Raw genomic sequence first — 22,467 nt, 5'->3', positions numbered from 1 at the left:
CTGCACTCCTACACTTTAACGTCCCTTTGTGAACTTTTTCTGCGTGAGACTTTCTTTGCGATATATCTTTCTTGCCTTTCTCGTTCGTTAAGTATGTCCATTATATAATTCAAATCGGTCTTAAGCTTGGGTAAAATCACGTAATCTAATGTGTTAACCTTCATCATAGTTTTTTTCAGCTCCGCCTCAAGGGCATTCAACTTGGTCTTGGTGTTTATGAAATCCCACAGGACAGATTCAGTATCCGTCAAAGTCCGCAGAAGATCATCTACGTAAAAGGAAGTCAAGGCAGGATCTAGCGCTACTTCCTCCAAAGTAAAACCCTCTGCCTTTTTACATTTGTATTGTAAATACTTACACCCCATTAGAGTGTGCATGGTAGATTTTAGCTCTATGCTAGGTTTATTCATCGATAACAGTTTTACAGTTGTATTCCCTTCGTACATACGCACCAACGCATACAAGTAATTTAACTTACGGATTAGACCCTTTAAACGCTTTTCCTTCTCTGAAAACACCTTCCTATCTTCCTCTATGGCCCTTAGCAAAGCATCCTTCTTTTTCTCTAATAGAGTTCTGCCAAAACTAACTATATTTATTTGCCTTCGTAACAGTATTACTTGATCCCTAGTAGGTATCAACTGAGAGCTCATTGGTTTTTTCTTTCCCTTCCGGCCAGCTTTTCTGTGATTACATCCTCCGACAACTTGAACAGAGCCTCCCTCGGGAGGACAGACAAGCAATCCCATGCTATCTCCATCGATTGCTTTAAGTCTCTATATGTATTTCCTTGATTCAAAAACTCTTTTTCAAAAATTTCACCGAAGCGCAAAAAGAGCTTCTCCTCTGGAGTGAGGCCATCTTCTCCCACTATAAGCCTTAACCTCTCTACCTCTTTCGCTTTGGCGTAAGAAGCATATAACTGATCCGCGAGGCTCCTATGCTCCTTTACCGTCCTTCCTTTTCCTATTCCTTTATTCATAAGCCTGCTCAAACTGGGCAAAACGTTTATAGGAGGGTATATATTTCTGTCGTTCAGGCTTCTATCCAATACTATCTGCCCTTCTGTTATATACCCAGACAAATCCACAACTGGATGGGTCATGTCATCTCCTGGCATGGTTATTATAGGAAGCTGAGTCACACTACCCTTTCTGCCTTTCACACACCCAGCCCTCTCAAATATGCTAGCAAGGTCAGAGTACATATATCCCGGATAACCTCTCCTACCTGGAACTTCATCTCTTACTGCACTTATTTCTCGCAAGGCCTCACAATAATAAAGCATGTCCGTAATAACCACTAAGACATCATATCCAAGGGAAAAAGCAAAATATTCAGCGGCTGTCAAGGCCAGTCTAGGAGTAAGTATCCTTTCCACAGCCGAATCACTGGCAAGATTTATGAAAAAAATGCCATTATGTATGGCTCCCGTATCGTTGAAAAAGTTTATAAAATACTGGGCTTCCCTGGCGGTTATCCCAACAGCTGCAAATATGGGAAGGAATCGTCCTCTCGCTCCTGGAACTCTGGCCTGCTTGACAATCTGTGTAGCAAGCTCATTGGCAGGCAATCCAGCCCCTGAAAAAATAGGAAGCTTTTGCCCCCTAACCAAGGTATTCATCACATCTATCGAGGAGATGCCTGTCTCAATGTAAGCGTTAGGACTGGAACGCATCACTGGATTTAACGGTAAACCCTGAATAGGTAGCCTATACTCTTCGTAAACGATAGGCCCCTTATGGTCTATGGGTTCCCCCCTACCATTTAGCACTCTTCCTTTGAGTGCAGGGCTCAAAGGCATTCGCATAACATCCCGTTGTAGCCAGACGGTGGTTGACGCAGGGTCAAGTCCCATGGTGTCTTCAAAAACTTGGATTACGCATATTTCATCTTCCACCTGCAATACCTGTCCCATCAAAGTAGACGTCCCCGTCTCTATGGATACTATCTCCCCATAACCACCATTCTTTATTCCTGAGACAAATAAAAGGGGACCAGTTATACCCTCAACGGCCCTGCTCCCTTCCCTGTAAAGGCTCATGATCTTATCACCTCTAGTGAGTCCAATTCTCTATCGAGTGCGGTAATATATTCATGTTTTTTGGTTTGCATTTCCTCAACCTGTAGCTTTCGCATTTCTTCCAGCCACATTTGTATGGGAATCCTTTGTATCTGAGAGAAGAGCACTCCCTCTTTCACTTTATCTACTACCCTACAATCCATCTCTTTAAAAAACTCCAGCAGAAGCTTTTGCTTTTCAAGAGGACAAAAAGCATCCTTATCATCGAAGGCATTTTGCTGAAGATAGAAACTTTTAACCAGCCATGCCAGGTGAAGCTTCCATCTATCCAGTTCCTCCAGGGCGTCTCTTCCCACTATCTGTACTAACTCCTCCAATTTCTTCTCATCCTCCAATAACTCCCTCAACCAAAGGACCAATTCACTCCATTGCGCTCCTAGCTTCCTATTGAAGTAATCGGATAGTGAATGTTCATACAAGGTGTAGCTTAAGTGCCAATTTATGGAAGGGAAATGCCTCTTCTGAGCCAGAGATTTATCAAGGGCCCAGAAAGCACCAGAAAGCCTCAAACTGGCTTGAGTCACTGGTTCAGAGAAATCCCCCCCCGGCGGAGAGACAGCGTTTATGACAGTTATAGAGCCTTCACGCTCGTCAGAACACAGCACCTTTACTCTGCCTGCCCTCTCATAGTATTGAGAAAGTCTGGATGAAAGATAAGCAGGATACCCTTCTTCCCCTGGCATCTCTTCAAGTCTTCCACTTATTTCTCTTAGGGCCTCAGCCCACCTAGAAGTGGAATCAGCCATTATGGCTACGTTATTCCCCATGTCTCTGAAGTATTCAGCCAGCGTCATGCCCAAATATATGCTGGCCTCTCTGGCAGCCACAGGCATGTTGGAAGTATTAGCGATTAGAATCATCCTGTCCATAAGGGCTTTTCCCGTTCTGGGATCTTTGAGATGAGGAAACTCCTCCAATACCTCTGTCATCTCGTTTCCTCGCTCCCCACACCCTATGTAAATTATGATGTCAGCGTTGCACCACTTGGCCAGCGACTGCTGCGTAACTGTCTTTCCAGTTCCAAAGCCCCCTGGCACCACAGATGCCCCACCCAACGCCACAGGGAACAGGGTATCCAGAATCCTCTGCCCTGTTATTAGAGGTTCGTTAAACGGAAGGCGTTCCTTAAAGGGACGGGAGACTCTAACGTTCCATTTCTGGACACAACACAAAGATAGTCCTTGGGTAGATTCAAAAAGAAGATCCTCTGCTTTATATTCCCCTTCAGCAGCTATCCAAGCAACCTTCCCGGGCTTCGCCAGAGGAGGTATCATGAGTTTGTGTTGGAAACCTCCCACGTCAACCATTACCCCATAAACATCACCTGGAAAGAACTCCTGGCCTTCTTGCATTAAAGGAACAAATTTCCATTTAAGGTCCCTTGGAACGGTTGGAGCAGCGAAACCTCTCTTAAGGAAAATACCGTCCTCTGCCCCAATTCTACTCAGCGGGCGACCTATACCATCCAACACAGTCCCTAAGACACCAGGGCCAAGCTCCACAGACAGAAGTTCTCCGCTGAAAACTACCGGCTCCCCTACCCTTAGGCCTGTGGTGTCTTCGTAAACCTGCACATCTACGAATGACCCTCTAATCCGTATAACTTCTCCTAAGAGTCCTTCCTTGCCGACCCTTACTACTTCATAAAGTCTAGTTGGGACCTTGGATTCGGCTTTTATTACAGGGCCAGAGATTCCCCTTATAATTCCACATCTATCCATCAAAGGATCCTCCCTCTTCAGGCAAACTAAAGGATGGCAACACGACCCACGACGGCCTGGTCATCTTCTCTATCCTTCTTTTGAAGATCTCAGGAACTTGAGAAAACCATCTTTCTTCCAACAAAACCAAAGAAACATCCTCTTCTATCAGAGTATTCCATATGGATCCAAATGCTTTAGGATGGGGGCATTCGATGGGTTCGAAACCTAAAAGAGACCATAAATCCACGAACAAATCCCTGCCCACAACCAAAGCCCTCTCCACCTTCACCTCATTCATCGCTCTCTACCTTTCCAAAATTATCAGGCGCGATAAAATCTGATCAGCGGGCATGGCCAGCTGTAAACCGATGGATATGGTGTTAAGGTTTTGCCATTCAGCCAGCTGCAAGGCTACATAAGCAACAGCAATACCTATGCCCATAAGGTTTTCCCTTCGCTGTTGAACTTGCCAAAACAAAAACTCTCTCATCAAGCTTCGAAGGATAAATTGATCACTTACATCGTCCTTTACCTTCTTTAAAACTCCAGACCAAGGAGTCCCTGACAAAAGTTCACTCCATTTGTTTGCCTTAAGTAGTCGATTGCGATTTATCAGTCCCTCGGTGTCCATGAAGTATCTCGTGTAAGCAGCTTCCTCCCCTTCGTTCCTTATCTTTCGGGAGAAGACATTAACATTCCAAATATCCACGGTCCGTTTTATATATTCCAGTATTATTTTTTTGTTTTCCGCTCTTATATCTTCAATACTGTCCAAAGCATAGCCGAGCAACAAAGAAAGGTACCTTCTTTCCGCTTGGGGCAAATTGCCCGTCTGCTCCAGCTCTATTACAGCCTTTGCAAGAGAAGTAGCTATTCGGTGGCCATCCAAAAAAAGTTTTCCTATTATTTCTTTGTTGGATCTGGAAGCATATAAATCCTCAAACAAAGAAGCAGGCAACGCACCAAACCCATACCATTTAGGAGGCGGCTGAGTTGCGTTACTCTTAGTTTTCAAAGCCCTAAGCAAAAGCCTGCCATTGTGAAGGTCTGACCGCATGAAAAGCAATTCCAGGAGCAATCGCGGCTCCCCAACCGCAAAAGTCTTTATTTTTTGAAAATTATCAGAAACTCCTCTGGCTAGCGCCTCATCTATTCTTCTTCCAGTGGAATAACCAGACTTGAGAAGCTCTTCTCTATAATTCTTCCCAAATTGTCCTTCCATTATGAAGGTCTCAAATTCGCCTAAGCTTCCCGACGCAAGCCTTTCGTAATCCTCTTTTTTTAAAAAAAACTCCATTCTGGCTCTTAATCTTGCATTGAAATAGCCATAATTTTCTTCATATTTTTTCAACAACATCGAAAACCTCTTTGTACCTAATCGACAGTTTTTCCCTTATCATTCCTTTTAGTTTTTCAAATCTGGAAAGGATAGTGTTATCGACTATCCGCCGCTTGGTAGCAGCATCTAGGACTATACACCCTCCGCAATTTAATAGCTTGTCATCTTCTTCCACTTCAACTTTTTCAACAAGGGGATGCTCCAACAAAAGATTCTCATCCTCAGGACGAACAACAACTACCGCAGGTTCATTCAGCACTGCTAGGGCCTCTTCCACGAGCCCCTTCAGCACCCCCTTGTATCCTCCCTCAGGATTGGACGTAAAACTGAAAAGCTCTTTTTCGATGTAAGACAAGGTCTCACTGTATAGATCGCTTAATTCTTTGTATATTAACGAGATCAACTCTCCTTTTACACTTTCTTTTCTGGTTCGTAGAGTTTCTTCATATCTAGCTTGCAAGGCCTGCCTTATTCGGCTCACCTCAATCTCAGTCCTCTGCCTATATTGGGCAGTCAACTCCATAAGTCTCTCTTCATGCTCTTTCCTCAAGGCTTCTAGCCTTTTCTCATATTCCTCTTGTAAAGCCTTCTTGAAGAGTTCCAAAGAGCGGCCTTCATCTAGAGAATCTAAGGTCATCTAACTCATCCTTTAGGCAAACTGTAGTATCAACATAATAGCCACAACGAAACCAAGGATTACCATGGTTTCGGGTATAGCTTCAAGTATTATGATTATTCCACCTGTTTCTGGCTTTTCAGCTATGGTTCCAGCTCCTGAGCTACCTATCTTTGCTTGGGCATATGCGGTAGCCAAAGCTGGCAATCCAACCGCTAAAGCAGCTGCAAGGGCAATTAACGCTTTTTCCATTTCTTTAATCTCCTCCTTGAAAATGGTTTGTATGGTTTACCTCCACCTTCATAAAATTTCCCCAAAAACTCTACATAATGAAGCCTAGCTGAATGCAAGCTAGAACCAGCTATAGCAAGCACAAAATTCAATAGATGAAGAGCCAGAGCCAAAAGAAGCCCAAAGATGGACATACCCAACACGTCCAGAAATTTCGTAGCAACAGCCGCCAATATGGCAGAAGAAAGACCTATTGCGGCGATCCTCACGTAACTTAACACATTTCCGATGGCACCTATCGACTCAGCCAAAGCTCCTATTCCTCCACCTACAATCAGCAAAACAACCCCTATGAAAAGAACAATCCCCCAAGACACAAAGACCTCTCGGGGAAGCCAACCTTTCAGGGTCACTAAGGCTCCCACTAGCGCTAGCAATATAAGCAAGTTCCCCAGTTTTTCCAACCAAACGTGCTTTCTTTTGCCCTTCAAACCTTGGATAAATCCAAGAACAAGACCAAATACCACATGCCCTAACCCTACACTTACTGCAAATATCATAACTGGCATGACCACATGAGATCGCTCAACCCAAAGGGGTTCTAGGTGGAAGAGCCTCTTTCCTACATCCCCAAAATATTCACCAAACAACACACCCCAAGCAACGCTCCAAAAAGCTACGAAAAACATTATATTGCTTACGTCAGCCCATAACTTGCTCTTCGCTCTCTTCTTAATGAAGTACGCTGCGAAAGCTATTAGCACCCCATATCCCACATCGCCCACCATGCAGCCGGAAAAGAAAGGGAAAAATATTCCGATCAAAAGGGTAGGGTCTATACCAGTATACCTAAGTGGAGGCATTAGTTTTAAAAACAGCTCAAAAGACCTGAACATCGGTGGGTTAAGGAGCGCTGTCGGAACCTCATGCCACTCTGTATCTTTAGGTCTCCTCCACATCAACAACACTCTGGAGCCAAAGTGGTTTTTCAGCGCTGATATAGTACGCTTAAGCTCCACCTCAGGTATCCATCCCTCTATGCAGAACATGTATCCTTCGGTCTTGGCACTTCTTTCAACTATCGCTTCTTCAAGGCGTTCCTCCACGAAAATATAGATCGCCGCTAGCTTTGGCCCCCAAGCATCTCTGGTTTCCTTCAGTTCGGCTTCGATTTTACTGAGTTCCCTAGGAATTTCTTCATAAAGCTCTTCCATATGCTTGACAGAAGCCAAGAAGTCACCCACCACAAATTCTTCTGGTGGAGTCCACCTCACAGCATTCTCTTCCTGCATCATCTCCTCTACATCAGAAAACCACTCTGGTGGCCCCGCCAACGCTATCATTGATTCACTTTCGCTTAATTTTGCGATATGGTATCTGAGTCCACCCGTCTCAAAAGAAGAACCAGCCCCTTGAGGCTCTAACGCCTTCAATCTACTCAACAACCGTGAAACGTTAGTCTCATATATCCACCAAAAACCCACCACGTTTCCTTTATCGTGCTCCGATCTCCAAAAAGAATCGAAGTGATGAGCTATCTTGAGAACCCTCCTCAATTTCTCCATCTGGGTCTTCAGTTCAATCTGACGGTTTTTAAGTTTATTTAGACGTTCGTTAAATTCCTCCAGGCTTTCCTGCAAAGCCTTTAAAACTCCATCACTGAAGTCGGGAATAAACTTCCTTTGCTCCTCCAAGTACTCATCGGTCAGGTTGTCCCAACTATTCCATTCCAAAGCCTCAATGAGGCCTAGCAAAAGATTTCTCATCTTGTGAAGACTTTTCAACGATGAAGGTTCCTTGTTTTGATGTTTCATGTCCATCTGTACAAGATGAACAACGCCAAGGTCGTGTAAGACCTTGACGATTCTGGATCGGTCGCTTGATAACCCCCAAACGGCAATGCGAAGCATATCCAAAATCATGTCACAACCTCCACATCTTTTCCGACAAGCTCTTTCAAAGCCAGTTCTCCTATCTCACACATTAGCGATCTTTTATCTATATTGTTCATTTCCTTCCTTATCTTTTCTTCTACCTCAAGTTTGTACCGCTGGAGCTCCTCCTCCAACTTTTGTTCCATCTTTTGCCATTCATTCAAACTTTTCTTTATGGTTTCATCGCTCATCAACTTAAGCTTTTCCTCTGCCTCGCGTCTTTGGACTTCCAACTTCGCCTTCTCTTCTTCGTAACGAACCTCCAGTTGTTCCTTGAAAGCCACAAGCTCAGAGGACACGTCCCAAATCTGTTCTTTGGCCTTTTCTTCTTTCTTCTGCTTACTCCATAGTCTCATACAGATCGCCTTCCATTATGAACTCAAAAAAAGCACCCCTGTCAATTATTCCTACTAACTTCCCATCCTGCACCACAGGCAGCCTCTTTATTTTCTTGCGCAACATCAAGTCAGCTACAGTCATAAGGCTTGCCTCTGGGGTAACATACACCGGATCCTTGGTCATCAAATCTTTGACCTTCTGTTTTCCCATCGCGCAAAGGCGCTGAAGTAGATTGCCTTCGCAATCATCCAGGAACGTGCTCTGAGCCAAAATCTCAAGATATGTGGGCACCGCTCCTTGAAGGATATCCTTCTCCGAAAGAAAGCCCACCAGGACCCAATCATCCCTTACAACCGGGACTCCTGAAAGTCTCTGGCTGTAAAGCACGTGCAAAGCGTCTATTATCAGCTCATCTTCGGAAAGAGCTGTCAGATCCTTGTTCATCAGTGACCCTGCGTTAATTTCCATCTTCATACCATCCTCTATCAAAGCCTAATTTTGTAAGGAGTACAAGGATACCAAAAAGAGGCAAAGCCTTCACCCGCCGCCATCGCCATGGCTCTTGAATTAAACGGAAAAGCCACTCCAATCCCAAGCGTTGCCATATTAGAGGCGCCCTTCTAAGTTTACCCGAAAGTACATCGAAACTTCCACCCACGCCGATGGCTACGATTCCTTCTAACTCCTCTCTGTGTCTATTCATCCAGATCTCTTGCTTCGGCACTCCAAGAGCAACCAAAAGGAAACTTGCGCCGCTTTCTCTTATATGTTCGATTATCTTGGGTTCTTCGGTCTCATCAAAATATCCGTGGTGGACTCCTGCTATCTCAAGCCCCTGATATTTCTTTGCCATGTTTTCCGCTGCCTTTGCAGCTATACCTTCAGCACCGCCCAAAAAATAGACCGAAACCTTTTCGTACGCCGCAATCCTGCACATTTTCTCGACAAAATCTATGCCTGCTATGCGCTCCTGCACTGGCATGCCCAAAAAGTGTAAGGCAAAGGTGAGGCCTTTCCCGTCCGGCAAGACCAAATCTGCATCCTTTACGCACTTTGCATAGATTTTATCTTTTCTCGCCCTCAAAGTAGCCAGCGCATCTAAAGTGACTATGTATTTGCCCCCTTGTTTTAACCTGATCCAATTGACCACCTTAGAAACGGCGTAATCAGAGGAAACATTATCTATAGGTATTCCCCACAGTTTAGGCCGCCTTTCGCTTGTCAGGCTCTTATGCTTTCTCCGCAAAGTCAACCAGCCATATCCCAATAATGCACCTGGGGTTATAAGCCCCAATAACATGAAAACATCGTTTTGTCCCCGCATCTGTATTGCAGCAACCGTCATTCCCAGTGCCGCACTTATCAAACCCACCAACTTGACTGCAGTAGCATGTTCATATCCCTTATCAAGAAACTTCCTGTAAAGAGACACAGTGCTTTCTCTGTTGACATCTAAAGCCAGACTTATAAAATGCAACGATTTTTCCACTATTGGAACAGCGAACAAACCCAGCGGCAACATCATCATGGTCGAGAAAGTTACCCCTTTACTTACCCCTAGAATGGATGTGCCGGCAATAAGAATCCCCCACATGGCCGCCAAAGGTTCCCCTAGTCGCCTGTAAGCATGACCATGTCTGCTCCAAAAAACCCCCAAAATAAAGACCGCCAGAAGAGACATTTGAAAAGCACCACCTAGGTTTTGGCCAGAGAACCCCGTTACAAGAAGCATTAAAGACCAAGTCACGGCAAGCAAAAATCCGGCCAACCCCGGAATCCTATCCAGCTCCTGAATTAGAAGGGGGTACAAACCTACCCATAAAGACGTTACGATCAAAGACATCCACCACTGAAAATAAACGTACTCCCTCCCCGCAAACCTTATAAATTCTATCTTCAATCCTAAAAGGGCAAACATAAAACCTATCAAAAAGTAAGACAAAACCCACCATCTAGAGGGAAAGTACTTCTGGAACATTCCCAAAGACGCGCCCAAAACTCCAAGGGCCACCACAGGCAAAAGCCCCTCACCTTTGAGCCACAAAGCAGCAACAACCCACACTCCCACGAACAGTAGATCTTTAATGTAATAGTACTGATCCTTGGCCAACAATTTCTTAATTTGTCTTTGGACCAAAAACATCCCTATGGGCATTAAAATCACAAAAGCAAAAAGCAAGTACACATCGTTATATACCTCTATAACCTCTCACCTCTCTACACTGGCTCTAGTCTTGGTTATATTCAGTTCTTGCTTTCTTATTTTACCACGCGCGACAACTACCCTATTCGCTCTATGCCCCCCATGTATGGCCTCAAAACCTCGGGGACAATGAAGCTTCCGTCCTCTTGCTGGTAGTTCTCCATTATAGCTATCAGACAGCGTCCTACTGCAACGCCAGAACCATTCAAAGTATGTACAAAACGGCTCTTACCTCCCTCTGATGGCTTATACCTCATGTTCATTCGCCGTGCCTGAAAGTCCTCGCAATTACTACAGGAGCTAATTTCTCTGTATTTTCCCTGCGAAGGTAGCCACACCTCTATGTCGTACGTTTTGCTGGCGGCAAAGCCCATATCACCAGTGGAAAGACAAACTACACGATAGGGAAGTTCAAGAAGCTGCAATACCCTTTCTGCAGCTTGCGTTAGGCTTTCCAATTCCTCATAACTCTTTTCTGGGGTGCAAATTTTGACAAGCTCAACTTTGTCAAACTGATGCTGCCTTAACATACCTCGCACGTCTCTACCGTGGCTTCCTGCCTCCCTGCGGAAACATGGTGTGTAAGCAGTATAGTATAAGGGCAGAGAGCTTTCACTCAGGATCTCTCCTCTATGCATGTTAGTTAAAGGAACTTCAGCGGTTGGAATGAGCCAAAGATCTTCACCAGCACATGAGTATAGGTCATCTGCAAACTTGGGCAATTGTCCGGTACCCTGCATTGTTTCCGAGTTAACCAAAAATGGAGGCTCTATCTCTTTAAAGCCGTGCTCCTTGGTGTGCAGGTCCAACATGAAATTTATCAGGGCCCTCTCCAGCTTAGCACCAAGACCTACCAAAACAGTAAAGCGGCTTTCCGCCAACATTACTCCCCTCTGAAAATCCAATATCCCCAGACTCTCTCCTATCTCCCAATGGGCCTTAGGAGGGAATTCAAACTCTTTCGGTTCCCCCCACCTTCTGATTTCCACGTTATATGTCTCATCAGGGCCTATAGGCACGGATGAATGAGGCCAATTGGGGATCCTGAGCAGATGTTCCTCTAGTTTTTTCTCTATCTTAGATAACTTTTCATCAAGCTCCTTTATCTTTGCTCCTATGCTTTTCATTCGTTCCTTCAGATGAGTTACATCCATTCCCTTCGCCTTGGCCTCTGCAACTTCTTTTGAGCCTCTATTACGTTCAGCCTTTAGCTCCTCTACCTCAACCAATATCCGCCGTCTTTCTTCATCCAAAGATGCAACCTCTTCGACAGGATAATCATAGCCCCTATTCTTGAGCATTTGCTTCAAACCCTCTAGGTTATCCCTAAAAAGCCGAATATCAAGCATCCTTGTCATCTCCTTGTTCATTTCTCAGTTTTTTCAACAAATTGGCCATTTCCAAAGCCGCCGAAGCAGCTTCCACGCCCTTGTTGCCAGCCTTACTGCCAGCTCTCTCCAATGCTTGCTCCAAGTTGTCACACGTGAGCACACCAAAGGTTACAGGAACTCTTTGATTCAGACCAGTCACAGCCAAGCCTTTGGCAACTTCTGAAGCCACGTAGTCAAAGTGAGGCGTATTGCCTCTAATTACCGCCCCTAAAGCTATTACCCCATCATAAATCCCCATAAGAGCACACTCTTTTGCAGCCAGGGGTATCTCCCAAGCTCCAGGAACCCAAACCACATCTATGTCTTGATGTCTAACCTCATGTCTCAATAAGTAATCTTTCGCCCCTTCAAGTAACCTTGAAGATATAAGCTCATTGAAACGAGAAACCACTATGGCAAACTTCAGTCCCGTTCCCACCATTTTGCCCTGAAAAACACGCATTTTGCCTACCCCTTCTTTCATTAAAATTCTGGCGTTTTAGCCGATAAAATCCTTCAGATGCAACATATGGCCAAGTTTTTGCTTTTTAGTCGCCAAATAGCGCTTATTGTATTCATTGGGTTCTACCGTCAACGGCACTCTCTCGACTATCTCTAATCCGTACCCCTCTAATCCCACTATCTTCCGAGGGTTATTCGTTATGAGGCGAATCCTATGCAACCCAAGGTCCACCAATATTTGGGCACCAATGCCATAATCCCTCAAATCTGGAGGATGCCCCAAAGCCTCGTTGGCCTCCACAGTATCAAGACCTTTTTCTTGGAGCTCGTAAGCTTTGAGTTTCTCCAAAAGGCCTATACCTCGGCCTTCTTGTCGCATATACAAAAGCACTCCGCAGCCTTCCTCCTCAATCATCTTCATCGCTGTGTGAAGCTGGGGGCCACAATCGCACCTCAAGGAACCAAAAACATCCCCTGTTAGACATTCTGAATGAACTCTGACCAGAACTCCGTCCCTGCCTCTCACCTCGCCTTTCACCAATGCTATGTGAAGCAAGGATGAAGTATCACTGTCCAATAAGGATCTATACGCATGAGCAACGAAGATCCCGTATTCCGTTGGCAAATTTACCGTTGCGACTTTCTCCACTAATTTATCCCTACGGTGTCTATATCTTATAAGATCTTCAATAGAGATTATTTTCAATCCATGTTTCTTAGAAAACTCCTCAAGGTCATTGAGCCTTGCCATAGTACCATCTTCGTTCATTATCTCGCATATAACCCCCACGGGCTCACACCCAGCAAGGCGAGCCAAATCTACAGCTGCTTCTGTGTGGCCTGCTCGTTTCAAAACTCCCCCATTTCTCGCTATCAAAGGAAAAACATGCCCTGGCCGCCTGAACATCTCTGGTTTCACGTCTGGACGGGACAGCAATTTCGCCGTCAAGGCTCTTTCTTCCGCAGATATTCCAGTAGTGGTGCCATCCCTAGCGTCAACTGACACCGTGAACGCAGTACCATGGGGATCACTATTATCCTCAACCATGGGAGATAATCCAAGCAGTTTGGCTTTTTCTTCAGTAATTGGGACACAGATAAGCCCTCTCGCATGTTTAGCCATAAAGTTTATATCCTCTGCCCTCACAAACTGGGCAGCCATTACTAAATCTCCTTCGTTCTCCCTGGACTCGTCATCCACCACTATGACCATTTTCCCTTTTTTTATATCTTCTAGGGCCTCTTCTATCGAACTGAAAATTTTTTTATCAGCCATCGCGTGTTCCCTCCTAGTTAACAACACCTTACCATCCCAGCTCTCTGAGTCGCTCCAAACTCAAGCCATAACTGCCTTCATCAGAGGGGGGTGATTTATTATCGCTGCTTATCAACCTTGCAATATATTTAGCCAATATATCACACTCTATGTTAACCCTGTCCCCTTTACGTACGCTTCCTATAGTGGTATCTGCAAGAGTGGTAGGTATAAGCCCTACGCTAAAGGTATCACCTTCCACACTTATCACGGTGAGGCTTACCCCATCCACAGAAACAGAGCCTTTCTCCACTATATATTTAACCCACTCCGAGGGAACCTTTATGAAAATCTCTCGGGTCCTACCCTTATCTACTATATCCACTACCTCTCCTAATGTATCCACATGACCGGTCACTATGTGACCATCGAAACGCCCCTGCACAGGAAGGGCCCTCTCAAGGTTTACCCTCAAGCCTATTCTAGCCTTGCTTAACGTGGTCCTATTCCTGGTCTCTTCCATAATCTCCACCTTGAACCTGTTAGAAGATACAACCTCCACCACGGTGAGACAAGCTCCAGACACAGCAACAGAGCTTCCTCTTTTTAGTTCCGAGGCAATGAATGTATCTCCTATTTCAACAACGGTAACATCACCTCTTGCAATTATGGATGTTATCTTACCTACATCCTCAATAAGTCCTGTGAACATTTAGAAACACCCTCGATCCATAGATCACCTTCTAAGTTACTTACGCGCAAGACATTAAAGCCTATACGATCCTCCAGGGAAGTTACATTGACATTTCGGGTCATTCCTATACCTTTACCCATAAAGCTGGGATTGATAAAAAGACTTATTTCATCAAATAATCTACGAGATACGAAGGAACTAAAAACCTCTGCTCCTCCCTCAACCAAAAGGTAATTGACACCTAGATCTCCCAGAAGCTGCAATACCCTTTCTATGTCAACCTTACCATTATTTTCAGATTGTGCAAACATTATCTCCACAGTGCTGTTATCACGGTCCCTGTAAGATGCAAAGCTACTCTCCTTAAACATGAGTTCGCTTCCCATTATTATTGTTCTGCCACGATCAAAGACCTTTGAAGTAATGGGGACTCTGTACCTAGAATCAAGAACAACCTTTAGTGGAGATTTCCCAGGGGCGTCACGTACATCCAATCGAGGATTATCCTTTATGACCGTACCTGCTCCAACCAGTATAGCGTCACACTCAGCTCTTAACAAGTGAGCCGACGTTCGGGAAAATTCGTTAGTTATCCACTTACTGTAACCATTCTGCATGGCAATATTCCCATCAGCAGTAAGGGCTGCTTTTAGAATAACCCATGGCCTTCCGGTCTTGACCCTTTTGATAAATCCCCTGTTAAGCCATACGGAGGCTTCTCTTTCTATACCTATATCCACTTGGATTCCAGCTTGTTCCAATATACTTATGCCTTTACCGTTAACTTTTTCGTTGGGATCTACCATTGAAATTACAACTCTACTCACACCTGCTTCCACCAGGCGAGGGGCACATGGGGGCGTTTTCCCATAGTGGCTACAAGGTTCCAGGTTAACGTAGACAGTAGCCCCCTTGGCATTCTCTTGCGCCATCGCCAAAGCTTCCACTTCAGCATGGTTTCCACCCAACTGCCTATGCCAACCAAAACCAACGACCTCGTCTTCCTTAACTATGACTGCCCCCACTTTGGGGTTTGGGCTCACGTTACCCGTACCCCGCGAAGCAAGACTTATAGCCATCCTCATATAGTAGCTATCTTTATACTTGTTCTTCTTGTTTCCCATCCTTGGCTCCTTTTAATGCCTCTAAAATTTTGTTTGCCATCAAGATGCTTACTCCTTTAACTTGTGCTACCTCTTCTGGAGTAGCCATAGCTATGTTAGCCACGCTTCCAAACTTGGCAATCAATCTGGAAGCTATAATTTTCCCAACACCCGGAATATCTTCCAACGAAGATCTGGAGAAGCGCCTTCTACTTGCAGCCGTGTGAGCAGCCAAGGCAAATCTGTGAGCCTCGTCTCTCACCCTCTGCAAAAGCTTTAACCCTTCATCATCCCGATGCAACGACAACGGTTCGTCCCTTCCGGGTACATACAGCAGTTCCTCTTTCTTTGCCAATGCCACAACATCTATCCCTTCCACCTGTGCTTCCTCTAGGGCTTCAACTGCAAAGCGAAGCTGCTGCTTCCCTCCATCTATCAGAATAAGTTGAGGAAAGGCATCCTGTGCTTCTTTTAGTCTTTTGTATCTTCGAAAAACCACCTCACGTATAGCTCTGAAGTCATCGGGAGCATCCCTTTGGCTTACACTGAATTTACGGTAAAGAGAAGGATTAGGCAGTCCCTGTTCAAAGACTACACAGGCCCCATAGGTCTCCTTGCCTGCATGATGAGAAATGTCAAATCCCTCTATCCTCCAAGGCACTGTCCTCAATTGCAATACGGTCTGTAGCCTTAAAAGGGGTTTCCACAACTCATCGCTACTTGTCTCTAAAAACAAAGACGAGGTTTTCTGCCTGGAAAACCTCCATATAACCCTTATAGCGTCTCTGAGCCTGGCTGCTGCCTCAAAGGCTAAATTCTTGGCAGCTCTATCCATGCGATTCCTCAACCTTGATACCAGCTCTGACGACTGTCCATTTAACAATAAGATTATATCAGCTACGTTTTCCTGATATTCTCTCCTGTCACAAAGACCAGCACAAGGTCCAGGACATTGCCCCAAAGAATATCTAATGCAAGGCCTAGATTGAATAGGAGTACCGTCACCTATGATTTTGCCGCAATCCCTGATAGGAAAGTACCTGTTTATGATCCTCAAAAGCTGCCTAAGTTGCTTTACATTCACGTAGGGCCCAAAGTACATGGAGCCATCGTCCTCTTTATGCCGTGTTATTATTAGCCTGGGAAAATCCTCCGCAGTGATCTTGATGAAAGGATACTTTTCCCCCATCTTCAGCTCCACGTTGTAGAAAGGCTGGTAAAGCTTTATGAGCCTTGCCTCTACGATGAAAGCCTCTGCCTCATTTTCGGTCCTTATAACCGATATATCCTCCACTTCTTTGGTTAATTTCCTTAACCTGGGAGAGGAAAAACTGCTATGCCTGAGATAGGAACGCAATCTCTTCTTGAGAGACTTAGCCTTGCCAACGTAAAGGACCTCACCCGAAGAGTTATGCATCAAATATACTCCCGGTCTGTTGGGCATAGAGTTGATTTTATTCCTCAATGCGTCGATCGCCAATGAAATCCATTCCTCCCAAAACCTTACAAAAATAATAGGCGCTCAAAATTCAGTTGAGCAAAACCACCTTTTTGGTATAGGATTATTTTACATCGCTTTTTCCTTTAATTGGAGGTGTTATAATTGGAAACCATCACTATATATAACGATTTAACTAGAACGAAAGAGCCCTTAGTTACCCAAAAAAAAGGCAAGGTAGGCATCTACACTTGTGGCCCTACCGTATATGATTACTTCCACATAGGCAACGCTAGACCTTTCATAGTTTTCGACGCCTTTCGCCGATTTCTCGAGGCCCAAGGATACGAAGTGACTTTTGTGCAAAACTTCACCGACATAGATGACAAAATGATAAATAGGGCAAAGGAACTGGGCATCACCGTGCCTCAATTAGCAGAAAAGTTCATAGAAGCCTACTATGAAGACGCCGATGCCTTGGGAATTAAAAGGCCTACAGTAGCGCCCAGAGCAACGGAACACATAGACGAAATAATTTCTCTCATAGAAAAGATAATGAAAAATGGCCACGCATATGTGGTGAACGGAGATGTCTATTTCGATGTTCAAAGCTATCCCGAATATGGGAAGCTCTCCAAACAAACCCTTGAAGAACTTCAATCTGGGGCCAGAGTAGAGATAAACCCTAATAAAAAACACCCTTTGGACTTCGCTTTATGGAAGGCGAAAAAACCCGGAGAACCATCGTGGCCTAGCCCGTGGGGCGAAGGAAGGCCTGGATGGCACATAGAATGCAGTGCCATGGCCATCAAATATCTTGGAGAGACCATAGATATTCATACAGGGGGAAGCGACCTGGTGTTCCCCCATCATGAGAACGAAATAGCCCAAGCGGAAGCAGCTACAGGTAAGCCTTTCGTTAAGTACTGGATGCACAACGGATACTTGATGATAAACGCTGAAAAAATGTCCAAATCCTTAGGAAACTTCCTAACAGCCAGAGAAGCCAGAAAAAAGTTTCATCCTGTAGCCATCAGATTGTTCATGCTCAGTGCCCACTACAGAACCCCCCTGAATTTCTCTGTTGAAAACCTGATTAATTCGGCAAAAGGAGCAGAAAGAATACGCAACTGCTGGAATGAGCTGCTCAATGCCGAAGAACGCTGCTACGATAGCGGCACCTCAATGGGAGAAACAGAAACAATAAATTCCCTGAAGGAAAAATTCGATTCCAACTTAAAGGATGATTTCAATACCGCAGGTGCCATAGGAGTCCTCTTCGAAGCTGTAAAGATAGTAAACCAAGTATTGAAGGGAAACAACTTCGACAAGAATTTTATCGACAGCGCCAAGGCTTTGATGAGATACGCTGACGAGATATTGGGAATAATTGATATCAACAACACACTGAAAGCCGAAAACGAATCAACAGAGCTGAATGAAGAGCTCATAAATGAACTAATAAGGGAAAGGGAGGAGGCAAGGAAACAAAGAAACTTTGCCAAAGCGGACGAAATAAGAGACAAGCTTTCGTCCATGGGCATTGTTTTAGAAGATACCCCAAGCGGAACGAGATGGAAAAGGGCTTTACACTAGATAAAATCCCGGAGGAGGTGCCCTCATGACAAATAGCGAAGAAAAATACAAGAAAGTTTACCCTGTGTCATGGCAGCAGTTGCATCAAGATTGCAAAGCCCTCGCATGGAGGTTACTAGATCTAGGCACCTGGGATAAAATTGTGGCTGTTGCAAGAGGTGGGCTGGTTCCAGCTGCGATAATTGCCAGGGAGCTGGAGATTCGCTTTGTCGACACCGTATGCATCTCCAGCTACACCCTGAGAACCCAAGGGGAGACTAGAATACTAAAAGAAATAAAGCGCGATGAAAAAGAAAGGATACTGATAATTGACGATTTGGTGGACACAGGATCCACCGCTAGAGTAGTTCGGAAAATGATTCCTGGTGCCCACTTCGCAACAGTTTATGCAAAGCCCGACGGCAGACCGGAAGTGGACACGTTTATAACTGAGGTCAGTCAGGACACATGGATCCTTTTTCCATGGGATTCAGAACCTCAATATCACTACATAAAACCCATAGTCTCTCAGAAATAACCCAAATTTATGTTCGTTCTTCCCTCTGATAAGGCACACCAAGGGCTGAAGGGGCTCCTAACAAGATCCCCTTCCCCTTTTTTATGGATATTCCAAGAAGGACCAAAATAGTTAGAAGATAAGGCAGCATGAGAAGCAGCGGCGCTGGTATGCTCGTACCAGCGGCCTGCATCCTCAACTGTAAGGCGCCAACTCCTCCAAACAAATAAGCGCCCAAAGCCGCCCTGGCAGGATGCCATACCGCAAAAATAACCAAGGCGACAGCTATCCAGCCTCTCCCTGCAGTCATGTGTTCTCCCCACATCTTGGTATAGACTAGGGATAAGTATGCTCCACCAACAGCGGCAAGTCCTCCACCCAATATGGTGTACAGATATCTAAGTTTGACAGGATCTAATCCCACAGAGTCTACAACCTCAGGTGCTTCTCCAACAGCTCTCAACTTCAAGCCAGCCTTGGTGGAATACAAAAACCACCCCATGCCGATGACAAGCAAATACGACAAATACACCAGAGGGTCGTGATTAAACAAGACGGGACCTATGATAGGTATTTTAGATAAACCAGGGATGGGCACCCCCCCTATTCCTTTGATTGTTTCTCCCACCAGGCCTCTTCCCAATAGGGAACTTGCGCCAGTGCCACACATAGTTATGGCCAAGCCACTTACCACCTGATTAGCCCCTAAATGCACACACAAAAAAGCGTGCACTAGGGCAATCGCGGCCCCAACAAGGAAAGCTACAAAAATGGCAAAGACCACATTTGACGTCGTATAGGCGACCCAAAAACCGCTGAGGGCTCCCATTAGCATTAAACCTTCTAAGCCTAGATTTAAAACCCCGGCTCTTTCCGTAAGAATTTCGCCCAAAGTGGCATAAAGTATAGGAGTACCGCTTCTAACTGCCGCTGCTAGAATAGTGATAAGCGCATCCATCACTGACCATCCCCTGACAATATCCGTATTTTATAGTTTCTGAAAAACTCAGAACCGAGCACAAAAAGCAGTATGAGGCCTTGAATAACCTGCACACTGGCTAAAGGCAACCGCATGATTACCTGAAGGGTTTCGCCTCCCACCATGATAATGCCCATAAAAATGGACACAATGACCGTCCCCCATGGGTTTAAACGTGCAAGCCAAGCCACTATTATGGCCGTGTACCCATAACCAGGGGAGAAACCATGCTGCAACCTGCCTTGCAGGCCCGCTATCTCTCCCATACCCGCCAACGCAGCTAGCGCTCCAGAAACTGCCATGACCAATACAACGTTCTTCATATAGGGAATACCCGCGTACAGCGCTGCTCTCTGATTTTCTCCTATAACCCTGATCTCAAAGCCCCATCGAGTCCAGCGAATAATCACTCTGTAGAGGACCACTAATATCAGCGCCAAAAAAATCCAGGCGTGCACCCTAGTCCCTCCAAAGGTAGGAAGCCTGGCAAAATCAGGAAAGGGAGCGGTCATAGGAAATCCAAGGCTTGAAGGGTCTCTCCATGGTCCATACACAAAGTAGTCCACAAGATGAATTGCTACATAATTCAGCATTAGCGTGGTTATTATCTCGTTGACGTTCCACCGGGCCTTTAAATACCCGGCAATTCCTCCCCAGAAAGCTCCTGCAAGTATGGCAGCCACAGCCATGATGGTCAACATGACCAACATGTTATTCACCGGGAAATACCTGACGGCTGCGGCCGAGGCCAATGCACCAAGATATATCTGCCCCTCCGCTCCAATGTTCCATACCTTCATCATGAAGGCCAACGCTACTGCGACTCCACAGATGATCAAGGGGGTTGCCTTCACCAAAACCTCGCTAACTCCGTACCAGCTGCCCAAAGCACCATTTATTATTCCCTTTAGTGCTTTCACAGGGGATACATCCAAAGCCAAAAGGAGAAAAGAAGACACCAAGAGCGCCAACGCTATGGAGACAAGAGGAAGTATTATGTTTAAAACCAGGGGTGTTTTAAAACGTCGTTCTATTATCAATCTAGGCATTTATTCGAGCTCATCCTCCTTCAAGTCGCACACCGGGTACTTCTCCAGTTCGGTGCCTGCCATCATCAAACCTAGCTCTTCTTCTGTAACTTTATCGGGGTCATTCACCATACCTACAAATTTTCCCCCATGTATAACGGCAATCCTGTCGCTTAACGCCAATATTTCTTCCAAGTCATCGGTGATCAACAAGACGCCAGAGCCTTTCTCCCTCTGAGATATCAAAACTTCCCTTACATAGTGGGTTGCCCCTATATCCAATCCCCAAGTAGGTTGAACAGCCACTATTACCCTGGGATTATCTGAAAGTTCCCTAGCCAGCATCAATTTTTGCATGTTGCCGCCAGATAGCAGCCTAACTGGATAGCTCAAACTGGGATTAGCCACATTGTACCTTTCCACTAGTCTGCCAGTATGACCTGCTATCCTCTCCCAATTTATAAAAAACTTGAACTTCGTGTATTCCGACTTCCAATACTTCCTAAGGGCAACATTTTCTCTCAAATTCATATTTGCGACAAGGCCTGTACCCTTCCTGTCCGCTGGTATGTAGCTTACCCTTCTCTTCATGAAGTCTCTTGGGTTTCCTCCGGTAACATCATCGCCGTCTACAAAAACCTTACCACCAACGGGTTTCCTGAGCCCTGTCAAAACTTCTGCCAATTCTTCCTGCCCATTTCCTGAAACTCCTGCTATTCCTAATATCTCCTTCTGCTTCAAATTAAAGCTTATGCCGTCTACTTTTAGCCTTCCTCTATCCCCTAGGACCTTTATATCCTTTACCTCAAGAACATTTTTGCCTGGGTTTTGTATAGGTTTGTTTATAATAAAGGCCACTTTCTTGCCAATCATCAACTCAGCAAGTTTCTCCTTGGATGCCTCACTTTTGTCTACCGTTCCTACGTTTCTCCCTTTTCTCAAGACCGTTATCCTGTCGGATATCTCTAGAACTTCGTCGAGTTTATGAGAAATAAAGACTATTCCGTGTCCCTCTTCTGCCATCCTCTTAATCACCTTGAAGAGGTGCTTTGACTCTTGGGGTGTCAAAACAGCAGTGGGCTCATCCAAGATGAGTATCCTCGCTTGCCTGTAGAGAAGCTTTACTATTGCAACCCTTTGCTGTTCCCCTATGCTAAGCTGCCACACGAAAGCCGTTGGGTTTACCTTCAGTCCATAAAGATCCGATAATTCCTTTATTTTCTCTATAATTTGATTTTTAGGTAATATTTGAGGAAGCCCCTCATCTCCTAAGGCTACATTTTCCCAAACCGTCATGACAGGAACAAGCTTAAAATGCTGATGCAGCATTCCTATGCCTGCATTTATGGCATCTTTAGGTGACCTAAAGATGAACCTCTTACCATTTACTTTTATCGTCCCCCGCTCGGGGGTATACAATCCACACAAGATATTCATAAGGGTGGATTTCCCTGCTCCATTTTCACCCAAGAGAGTATGAATTTCCCCTGGTCTTACGTCGAAGTCCACTTCGTCGTTAGCTCTTATTCCATAGAACCCTTTGGTGATACCTTTCATCTCCACCAGGGGAATCGGATTTGCTTTCAATTCGCTCTCCA

22 protein-coding genes are annotated in these 22,467 nt (G+C 45.2%); 2 read left to right on the top strand and 20 right to left on the bottom strand.

The features are described from left to right. Positions 1–8: 8 nt before the first annotated feature. The 17 genes from V7Z69_RS00295 to V7Z69_RS00215 all read right to left on the bottom strand — a co-directional run bounded on the left by V7Z69_RS00295 (position 9) and on the right by V7Z69_RS00215 (position 16,812). Positions 9–653, bottom strand: coding sequence for a V-type ATP synthase subunit D (locus tag V7Z69_RS00295; RefSeq protein ID WP_014163066.1), 645 nt, complete (start codon positions 651–653; stop codon positions 9–11). After that, entirely contained in the window at positions 650–2,044 is a 1,395-nt protein-coding gene (locus V7Z69_RS00290; protein WP_334138059.1) for a V-type ATP synthase subunit B, read from the bottom strand. The genes V7Z69_RS00295 and V7Z69_RS00290 overlap by 4 nt, the downstream gene beginning before the upstream one ends. Continuing rightward, a complete protein-coding gene (locus V7Z69_RS00285) occupies positions 2,041–3,804 on the bottom strand; it encodes a V-type ATP synthase subunit A (protein WP_334138057.1) in 1,764 nt (587 codons plus the stop codon). Before V7Z69_RS00285 ends, V7Z69_RS00290 begins: the two co-directional genes overlap by 4 nt. After that, complete coding sequence (locus V7Z69_RS00280) at positions 3,797–4,084, bottom strand: hypothetical protein (RefSeq protein ID WP_041445760.1); 288 nt, start codon at positions 4,082–4,084, stop codon at positions 3,797–3,799. The genes V7Z69_RS00285 and V7Z69_RS00280 overlap by 8 nt, the downstream gene beginning before the upstream one ends. A 6-nt stretch (positions 4,085–4,090) precedes the next feature. Then, positions 4,091–5,143 (bottom strand): V-type ATPase subunit, encoded by a 1,053-nt coding sequence (locus V7Z69_RS00275; RefSeq protein ID WP_014163062.1) that lies wholly within the window; start codon positions 5,141–5,143, stop codon positions 4,091–4,093. Continuing rightward, complete coding sequence (locus V7Z69_RS00270) at positions 5,124–5,762, bottom strand: V-type ATP synthase subunit E family protein (protein WP_014163061.1); 639 nt, start codon at positions 5,760–5,762, stop codon at positions 5,124–5,126. Before V7Z69_RS00270 ends, V7Z69_RS00275 begins: the two co-directional genes overlap by 20 nt. A gap of 12 nt (positions 5,763–5,774) precedes the next feature. Beyond that, a complete protein-coding gene (locus tag V7Z69_RS00265; RefSeq protein ID WP_014163060.1) occupies positions 5,775–5,993 on the bottom strand; it encodes an ATPase in 219 nt (72 codons plus the stop codon). Beyond that, positions 5,978–7,894, bottom strand: coding sequence for a V-type ATP synthase subunit I (locus V7Z69_RS00260; protein ID WP_334138055.1), 1,917 nt, complete (start codon positions 7,892–7,894; stop codon positions 5,978–5,980). The genes V7Z69_RS00265 and V7Z69_RS00260 overlap by 16 nt, the downstream gene beginning before the upstream one ends. Continuing rightward, positions 7,891–8,262, bottom strand: coding sequence for a hypothetical protein (locus tag V7Z69_RS00255; protein WP_334138054.1), 372 nt, complete (start codon positions 8,260–8,262; stop codon positions 7,891–7,893). Before V7Z69_RS00255 ends, V7Z69_RS00260 begins: the two co-directional genes overlap by 4 nt. Beyond that, a complete protein-coding gene (locus V7Z69_RS00250) occupies positions 8,246–8,719 on the bottom strand; it encodes a CBS domain-containing protein (protein ID WP_334138053.1) in 474 nt (157 codons plus the stop codon). The genes V7Z69_RS00255 and V7Z69_RS00250 overlap by 17 nt, the downstream gene beginning before the upstream one ends. After that, positions 8,703–10,400, bottom strand: coding sequence for a WecB/TagA/CpsF family glycosyltransferase (locus V7Z69_RS00245; RefSeq protein WP_334138052.1), 1,698 nt, complete (start codon positions 10,398–10,400; stop codon positions 8,703–8,705). Before V7Z69_RS00245 ends, V7Z69_RS00250 begins: the two co-directional genes overlap by 17 nt. Positions 10,401–10,525: 125 nt before the next feature. After that, positions 10,526–11,797 carry a serine--tRNA ligase gene (gene serS, locus V7Z69_RS00240; RefSeq protein ID WP_334138050.1) on the bottom strand — a complete coding sequence of 424 codons (1,272 nt, stop codon included), beginning with the start codon at positions 11,795–11,797 and terminating at the stop codon, positions 10,526–10,528. After that, positions 11,790–12,281 carry a 6,7-dimethyl-8-ribityllumazine synthase gene (gene ribH / locus V7Z69_RS00235; protein WP_014163054.1) on the bottom strand — a complete coding sequence of 164 codons (492 nt, stop codon included), beginning with the start codon at positions 12,279–12,281 and terminating at the stop codon, positions 11,790–11,792. The genes serS and ribH overlap by 8 nt, the downstream gene beginning before the upstream one ends. A gap of 36 nt (positions 12,282–12,317) precedes the next feature. After that, positions 12,318–13,556, bottom strand: a complete 1,239-nt coding sequence (locus V7Z69_RS00230; protein ID WP_334138048.1) for a bifunctional 3,4-dihydroxy-2-butanone-4-phosphate synthase/GTP cyclohydrolase II — start codon at positions 13,554–13,556, stop codon at positions 12,318–12,320. 28 nt (positions 13,557–13,584) lie between these two features. Then, a complete protein-coding gene (locus V7Z69_RS00225) occupies positions 13,585–14,247 on the bottom strand; it encodes a riboflavin synthase (RefSeq protein WP_334138047.1) in 663 nt (220 codons plus the stop codon). Beyond that, positions 14,220–15,353 carry a bifunctional diaminohydroxyphosphoribosylaminopyrimidine deaminase/5-amino-6-(5-phosphoribosylamino)uracil reductase RibD gene (ribD, locus tag V7Z69_RS00220; protein ID WP_014163051.1) on the bottom strand — a complete coding sequence of 378 codons (1,134 nt, stop codon included), beginning with the start codon at positions 15,351–15,353 and terminating at the stop codon, positions 14,220–14,222. Before ribD ends, V7Z69_RS00225 begins: the two co-directional genes overlap by 28 nt. Then, a complete protein-coding gene (locus V7Z69_RS00215; protein WP_014163050.1) occupies positions 15,328–16,812 on the bottom strand; it encodes an excinuclease ABC subunit UvrC in 1,485 nt (494 codons plus the stop codon). Before V7Z69_RS00215 ends, ribD begins: the two co-directional genes overlap by 26 nt. A gap of 123 nt (positions 16,813–16,935) precedes the next feature. Between V7Z69_RS00215 and cysS the strand changes: the two genes are divergently transcribed. Together cysS and gpt are read left to right on the top strand one after the other, a co-directional pair. Next, on the top strand, positions 16,936–18,366 hold the full coding sequence (gene cysS, locus V7Z69_RS00210; RefSeq protein WP_014163049.1) for a cysteine--tRNA ligase: 1,431 nt from the start codon (positions 16,936–16,938) through the stop codon (positions 18,364–18,366). A gap of 25 nt (positions 18,367–18,391) precedes the next feature. Further along, positions 18,392–18,883 (top strand): xanthine phosphoribosyltransferase, encoded by a 492-nt coding sequence (gene gpt, locus V7Z69_RS00205; RefSeq protein ID WP_014163048.1) that lies wholly within the window; start codon positions 18,392–18,394, stop codon positions 18,881–18,883. Positions 18,884–18,890: 7 nt separating this feature from the next. Here gpt and V7Z69_RS00200 read toward each other — a convergent pair whose 3' ends face one another. The 3 genes from V7Z69_RS00200 to V7Z69_RS00190 are packed head-to-tail and all read right to left on the bottom strand — an operon-like array spanning position 18,891 to position 22,456. Further along, positions 18,891–19,820: an ABC transporter permease gene (locus V7Z69_RS00200; protein WP_334138043.1), complete on the bottom strand. Its 930-nt coding sequence runs from the start codon at positions 19,818–19,820 to the stop codon at positions 18,891–18,893. Next, complete coding sequence (locus V7Z69_RS00195) at positions 19,820–20,890, bottom strand: ABC transporter permease (protein ID WP_014163046.1); 1,071 nt, start codon at positions 20,888–20,890, stop codon at positions 19,820–19,822. The genes V7Z69_RS00200 and V7Z69_RS00195 overlap by 1 nt, the downstream gene beginning before the upstream one ends. Beyond that, positions 20,891–22,456, bottom strand: a complete 1,566-nt coding sequence (locus V7Z69_RS00190) for an ABC transporter ATP-binding protein (protein WP_334138041.1) — start codon at positions 22,454–22,456, stop codon at positions 20,891–20,893. It lies immediately after the preceding gene. Positions 22,457–22,467 lie beyond the last annotated feature (11 nt).

The organism is Thermovirga lienii, assembly GCF_036847465.1.
Lineage (GTDB): Bacteria > Synergistota > Synergistia > Synergistales > Thermovirgaceae > Thermovirga > Thermovirga lienii.
The sequence above is the reverse complement of the archived record's forward strand: the minus strand, read 5'-3'. Positions and strand labels throughout refer to the sequence as shown.